The following is a 7,177-nucleotide window of genomic DNA, read 5'->3' as shown; positions in this document are numbered from 1 at the left end:
TGCGGCTACCGGAACAAGAACCATGCGGTTTAAGGTCACGGTAGGCGCGTGCATTTAAAGACGCGGCAGTTGGTTTTAAAAACACGCGCCCTAAAAGGGTGCGGCTACCGGAACAAGAACCATGCGGTTTAAAAGGTAGGTTTTGAATTTATAGATACCGGGCTTTAGCCTGCGATAATAGGAATTTTAAGACAAAAAATACGGGACACGCAGGAGCGCCTCCCCCACAATGATAAAAACTTCTTCCACTATCACCTGTAACTTGTAACCTGTAACTTATCAGTTGTAACCTGTCAGCTGTAACCTATAACCTGCCGCTACGCCGACTGCCTGATGATAAACTTCGGGTCAAGGATTATAAGGCGTGATTCGTCTTTTGCGACCTGCCCGTTTATGCACCTGACGGCAAGTTCAAAAGCTTCAGAGCCAAGCTTTGCCAGCGGCTGTTTTACCGTGGTTAAAGCCGGCTTTGTAAATTCAGAAACGTTAATATCATCATACCCTACTACCGCGACATCCTTGGGGACGTCCAGCCCTGCCTGTTGAAGCGCTTCTATGGCGCCCATAGCGACAAGGTCGCCGGCAGCACAAAATATTGCGTCAAGATCCTTATATTCCGACATAAATTCCCTGGTACGCTGCACTCCTTCATCAAATTCATAATACGCCACGTGTTTAACCATTTTCTGGTCAAATTCAAGTTCATAATCTTCCATGGCTTTTCTGTAACCTATCAGGCGTTCAACCACATTCGCGTTTGTCCTTTTATCAAGAAACTCGCCGGAGATAATACCAATTTTCTTTCTCCCCTGTTTTATCAGATATTCCACTGCCATATAAGACCCTTTTACATTGTCCACTTTAACAGTATGGCCGCCTTCCACCGTCTCTTCAATAAAAACAACAGGTATGCCCGCGTTTTTATACGATTCAAGCAGGTCGCTTTCCATTGGCACACTTATTGAAATCATGGCATCTGCCCTGCGTTCTAATAAGATTGTTTTCAGGATGTCATTTTCAAAGTCTGTCCTGCCTGTGGTGGGATAATAATTTACTTCATAAGGCCCTTTAAACAGGTGCGGCTCTATGCCGTGAAGTATTTCATGGACAAAATTATTGGAAAACAACTTTGAAACAACAGCTATTGTATGAAAATCATTGGGCATAAAAACCCTCTTTTTATTTAATTAATTCCCTTAAAAATATTATAACACAAAACAGGTTAATTCATTCATTTTGGATGAGTATGGGTTAATTTACTTATCAAACCAGTCCTGCGCCATGTGCCTGAATTCGTGTTTCTTTGAAACAACGGTCATATGCCCGCCTGAAAGGTATATCTTTGATTCAAAAAGCGGATTTTTAGCCAATGCGGCGTGTATCTTTTCATCCAGATTTTTAACCAAAGGGTTGTCCTTGGCGCCGGTAAACAATGCCGGGCACTGAATTTTTTCAAGCCCTGCCGGAACATATTTTCTGCCGGATTTGGCAAACCTAAGCATCATGTCGTTGTCCATCTGCATCACTTTTTTATAGCCAAAACCGTGCTGAAGAAACCACGCGTACCAGAATTTTCCGCCGATGGCTGCGTTTCTGTCCGCGATAAGTTTTTCCGCCTCGTCTAATTTCATACTATCCCCCAGAAAACTGTCCGCGATTACTTTTTTTACAAGCCCGGGCGCTTCTATCGCCATATTAAGCGCCACCATTGCGCCGCCTTCCGTGCCAATCACATACGTCTTCTGTACGCCAAGCGCGCCGCATACCGCAACCGCGCATTTGGCCATTTCCCGCCAGAAATCATCAGGAAACTGTTTTACAGGGTCAGACTTGCCGTGCCCCGGATAGTCAAACATAAACGTTCTGTACACGCGCCTGTAATGCTTATATTCCCCGCCCATCATCGCGCTTGATACCGTATTACCGTGAAGAATAAGCAGGTGTTCCCCTTTGCCTTTGGCTTTATAAAATACCCTTTGTCCCTGATAAGAAATATACGGCATTATAATTCTCCTTATTTTTAGGTAAAAACTTAATTTTCAGTAAGCTTTTGCGCGAGCTTAACGGCTTCATAGGCGTCTTTTGAATAACCGTCCGCCCCTATTTCATCGGCATAAGACTGGTCTACAACCGCACCGCCTATAATAAACTTTGCCTTAAGGCCCTCTTTTTTTGCAAGATCAATAACCGGTTTCATTTCTATCATTGTGGTGGTCATTAGCGCGGACAGCCCAATAATTTGCGCGCCGGTTTCTTTTGCTTTTTTTACAATCTCTTCCGCGGGTACATCCTTGCCAAGGTCAAACACCTGAAACCCGTAATTTTTCAGCATTAAAGAGACTATGTTTTTTCCAATATCATGAATATCGCCCTTAACTGTAGCCATTACCACTTTCTTCTGCGACCCTTCCGCTTCACTCTTTTTTAAAAGCGGTTCAAGTATGGCAAAAGCGGCTTTCATGGCTTCCGCGCTTTGTATAAGCTGCGGAAGAAAATACTGTTTTTTCTCAAACAGATTCCCGACGTGGTTGATTGCGGGAATTAAAATATCATCCACTATTTTTGAAGGGGCAATATTGCCTGCCACCGCTGAATTTATAAGCCCGGTTATTTTTTCCTTATTCCCTTTTACAACCGCTTCATAAATCTGCTCTTCGTTAGATTTGCCGCTATCCTGCGCCGCTTTGGCATCTAATTTTACTGCATTGCCAAACTTCTCTATGTAAAGCGCACTGTTGGTGTCGGTGGCGTTTAATACATCTGATGCCGCTTTTATCTGCATCAAAAGTTCCGCTGAAGGGTTTGCAATAACTGTGGTAAGCCCGCTGTTAACAGCCATGGCAAGAAAAGCCGCGTTCACATAGCCGCGTTCCGGCAGCCCAAATGACACATTTGACAGGCCGCAGGTAGTGTTAAAACCAAGCGCGGAGGCTTTTTCAATTACATCAAGCGTAACTTTGGCGGCTTTCTGGTCTGATGATACCGTCATTACAAGGCCGTCTATTATTATGTCCTTTTCTGTGTATCCATATTTTTTTGCCTGTTTAAATACTTTCTGTACAACACTTATCCTGCTGCCCGCGTCTGCCGGAATGCCCTTATCATCAAGGGGCAGTAAAATAAACATGGCGCCGTATTTAGCCGCGACAGGCAGAAGTTTTTCTATTTTTTTGGACTCGCCCGAGATAGAATTAATAAGCGCCCTGCCGGGGTAAGCCCTTAACGCGGCTTCCACAACTTCCGGAGACGATGAATCTATGCAAAGCGGAAGTTCAGACAGATTGCTTAACAATTCTATTATCTTTATCATCACAGCTTTTTCATCAATTCCGGCCATTCCCGCGTTTACGTCAAGAATTTTAGCTCCGCCGGCTGCCTGCTCTTCCGCAAAGCGCCTGACTTCGGCTGTCTTTCCTTCTTTTAATTCCGCCTGAAGCTGCTTCTTGCCGGTGGGATTAATACGTTCGCCTATCACTGTAAGCGGGTAATCACCGCCTAAAAACACGGTTTTTCTTGCCGATGTAACCGCGCTGAAACTTACAGGATTATTTTTAAAACCCGTGTTTTTTATTTTACTGATTTCTTTAGCTGTTTTCTCTATGTACTCCGGCGATGTGCCACAGCAGCCGCCCAAAAGGTTAATTCCCGCGTTTACAAATGGCGCGGCAAAAGTACAAAATTCACCCGATTCCATTTCAAATACAGTTTTGCCGTCTTTTAGTTTTGGCAGCCCGGCATTTGGTTTGGCCAGAAGCGGTATTTTGGAATATGGTTTTAAAGCTTTAATTACTTCAAGCATCTCTTTAGGCCCTGTGGAACAGTTGGCTCCAAACGCGTCTATATTCATAGCCTGCAGGGTTACAAGCGCTGTTAACGGATCTGTCCCGGTAAGCGTCCTTCCGTCCTTGTCAAAAGTCATTGAAACAATCACTGGAAGATTACAGCTTTCCTTCACGGCCAGAACCGCGGCGCGCGCTTCCTGAATGTCCATCATTGTCTCTATTACAAAAAGGTCAACACCGCCCGCAAGCAGCCCCTTAACCTGTTCTTTAAAGATGTTTACCATTTCTTCAAACGGTATATCGCCAAATGGTTTTGGGAAATGCCCCGTAGGCGCTATATCGCCCGCGACAAGCGCGCGTTTGCCCGCGGCTTTTTTAGAAATTACCGCAAGTTCCCTGTTAATTTCAAAGGCCTGCCCCTTAAGCCCATATTCCTCAAGTTTTACAGGATTACCGCCAAAAGTAAAAGTATAAATAATATCAGAACCCGCTGCTGCGTATTCATTCTGCAGCCCTGACAGGACATCGGGATTTTCAAGCGCCCATTTTTCCGGGCATACACCCGCGGGCATGCCGCGTTTCTGCAGCGCCACACCGCTTGACCCGTCAAGTATAAGGACTCTTTTTTCCACAAGCTTTTTAAACTGTTTTTTTGTCATCATCTCACCACGTTGTTTAATCATAAAATTATACGGCGTTTTTTAATGATATCATATCGCCCCGCCCGCATACAAGTTTTTATAGGGGGCGGATTTAGAGGATTATTTATTTTGCAGATACATCATTCCATTTTGCGCTAAGTATGTTTTGACATTTAAACGCGAATACGAAAAAATCAAATGTCAACCCATTAAACAACGCGAAACAACGCGCCTTAAAAGGCGCGGCTGCCATGGCTGAACCATAAGAAATTTAACCTAAACCTTATACGCAATATATTGCGTATATACTTTAAAAAACAACGGCACATGCCTTTACCGGTTCTATTTCTTCGGATATAAATTATCCATAGGAACAGGTTCCAGATATCCGACATTCGGTTTTACCCACCACAGCCCTATCCAAAGGCTTCCGTTATTCCTGAACGAAATGTGAATATCATGCAGCCCTTTTGAAAGTTCAATTTCCGACCTTGTCTGATTACCTGACAGAATCAGCTTATTATCTATTAATAACCTTTTATTTTCGCCTGTTTTGACGTCAAAGAAGTATCTGCCCGGAATGTCAATCCTTATCTTTCCGTCCCAGCACGCGGTAAAGAATCTTATATTTTTGGGATAAAACGCCCAATCCTGAAGAACCATGGGCTCTATTCTTTGATCAAGCAGTTCACCGGTACCGCATTCAGCCCCTGTGTAATAAGAGGCGGTAAGCCCCCTTTCTGGCTTATAAGACATGCCTTTAACCGCTTCTTCATACGGAACCTTAAAAGCAATAAAAGCAGTTACATTATCTTTGTTATATTTTTCCTTAAATTCTATGACCTCGCCTCCGGGATAATATGTCTTAAGCGCGGGAAGAATGTTAAAATAATCCCTTTCAAGAATGTAAATATAATTCATACCCTGCTTGGGATTAACGGGAAAATTGTGCCCTAATGTAAGTTTTTCATAATTACTCTTGCCCTTTTCCATGAATACTATCATTACATCCGGCGTCTCTCCCCTTTCTCCGTGCATGAAATACGGGGTCATTATTGCCTGCCAGCCGTCCCCCAGTTTTACCACATATTCAGCGGCTTCCCTCTTTTCGGTTTCAAAGGCGCGGTAAGCCAGCTTATATTTTCCGTATTTTTCAAAGTATCTGTCATAATTATCCGCGGTGATTATTAATAAAAGTATTACCGCAGTCAAGGAGAAAAGAATTTTTGATATTTTGCCGGCGTTTTCAAGGAACAGTTTAGAAAGAACCGCTATCGCGGCTGCGGCAAATATAAATACCATAGGCATGGCCATTATTCCCCTTCCTGTGTGGGGAGATTCTATAAAAAGAGCGGTGCCCTGAATGAAAATAAAGAACATGCCCAGAAAAAAGAACGAACGCGCGTTGCCAAGAAACATCCCCGCAAGTAGCAGCATAAATCCCGCAGCCGCAAAAATACCGGACAAATAATCCAGCATGGGCATTCCCTCAAAGTTGCTGGATATTATTGACATTCCTCCCAGGTTGTTATACATAAGTACCGCTTTCTTAAGGCTTATCAGATAGTTTATCACCTGATTCTGAGAGAACCAGTAATGTTTATTGTTTTCACCAAAAAGAAAAAGCCCTCCGGGCCTTCCCATGAAAGAATTATAATTATCAAAAATGTATATTATAAGGGGCATAAGCACCAGTATCGATACACCAATCATAAGAAGCATTTTTTTGTAATTTGCCTTTATAAACCCCCTGTCGCCAAAGAAACAAAGGCAAAGAATCGCGGCATAAGCAAAAGGTATTATTCTTGCCGCGTGATAAGTCTGAATTGATATCGCCATGGCAAGCCCCAGAATAATAAAATCAAACAATTTTCTTTCATTATAGACTTTAAGCGCGAAAAACATGGTAAACATATATGGCAGCATGGCAAACGAAGCATGGTATACAAGCCTGCTGTACGTTACGGGATAATTGCCCACCGCAAACAGAAAGCCTCCTAAAACCGCTGCACGCCATCCAAACATGTAACGGATAAGAAAATAGAACGATACAGCCGTAAGAAGGCCGGCGACAGCTGTTGCAGCCCTTGCCCCCACTATTCCCTCGCCGACTAACGGGAAAAGCCCTCCCATAAAATAATTATATAAAGCTGGATTATCTGTAATTGCCCTTATGTATATCGGCAGAGTGGAATCGGCGCCGTGCGGCATTACGTTTCTGATTATATCCATAGCGTCTTTGGCTGCCTTTCCTTCATCGCGGAAGGATCCTATGGGCACCGTGTCAAGATTATGAAATCTGAAAAAAGCGGCGGCTATAAAAAATATTACAAACCCTATTATTTCATTTCTGCCGGGTTTTTCAACATTATCCCTTAAAAAAGGAAGGGTTCCAAGAAGCTCCGCGCCTTTGTCTGATTTCAAAGCGATAAAGAAAGGTATAAAAGAAAGCAGAAAGAAAACAGCGCCGGAAGATCCGTTTGCTTTTCCGTACATAATTGACTGCCCGATGTAAATTAAAACAAAACCTGTTATTACAGAAATGATTTTAATTATCCTGTTTTTTTCCAAAGTACCCTCCGCGCAATGTTATAATTTTATTAAATCTAAAATCAATTTTTATATTTTATCAAAAATTTCAAGCCGTGTAAATTTATTATTACGAAATTGTCAACGCAAAATAGAAGTGTCCTATTTTCTGCAAAATAGAAATGTCCGCTTTTCAAAGTACAGCCTGCCAAGAATCCCCGGTTA

The 7,177-nt window shown here is 42.9% G+C and carries 4 protein-coding genes; all 4 read right to left on the bottom strand.

Annotated features, from left to right (window positions below; all coding sequences use genetic code 11):
* Positions 1 to 317: 317 nt before the first annotated feature.
* Positions 318 to 1,166, bottom strand: a complete 849-nt coding sequence (locus tag JXR81_04990) for a substrate-binding domain-containing protein (protein ID MBN2754205.1) — start codon at positions 1,164 to 1,166, stop codon at positions 318 to 320.
* A 90-nt stretch (positions 1,167 to 1,256) separates the two neighbouring features.
* Positions 1,257 to 2,003 carry an alpha/beta hydrolase gene (locus JXR81_04985; protein ID MBN2754204.1) on the bottom strand — a complete coding sequence of 249 codons (747 nt, stop codon included), beginning with the start codon at positions 2,001 to 2,003 and terminating at the stop codon, positions 1,257 to 1,259.
* 29 nt (positions 2,004 to 2,032) lie between these two features.
* Complete coding sequence (locus JXR81_04980) at positions 2,033 to 4,441, bottom strand: homocysteine S-methyltransferase family protein (protein ID MBN2754203.1); 2,409 nt, start codon at positions 4,439 to 4,441, stop codon at positions 2,033 to 2,035.
* 324 nt (positions 4,442 to 4,765) lie between these two features.
* The gene (locus JXR81_04975) at positions 4,766 to 6,994 is read right to left on the bottom strand and encodes a glycosyltransferase family 39 protein (protein MBN2754202.1); all 2,229 of its coding nucleotides are present in this window, start codon (positions 6,992 to 6,994) and stop codon (positions 4,766 to 4,768) included.
* Positions 6,995 to 7,177 lie beyond the last annotated feature (183 nt).

The sequence above is a fragment of the Candidatus Goldiibacteriota bacterium genome (assembly GCA_016937715.1).
GTDB lineage: Bacteria > Oederibacteriota > PGYV01 > PGYV01 > PGYV01 > PGYV01.
Note: the sequence above shows the minus strand (reverse complement) of the source record. Positions and strands in the feature narration are given on the sequence as shown.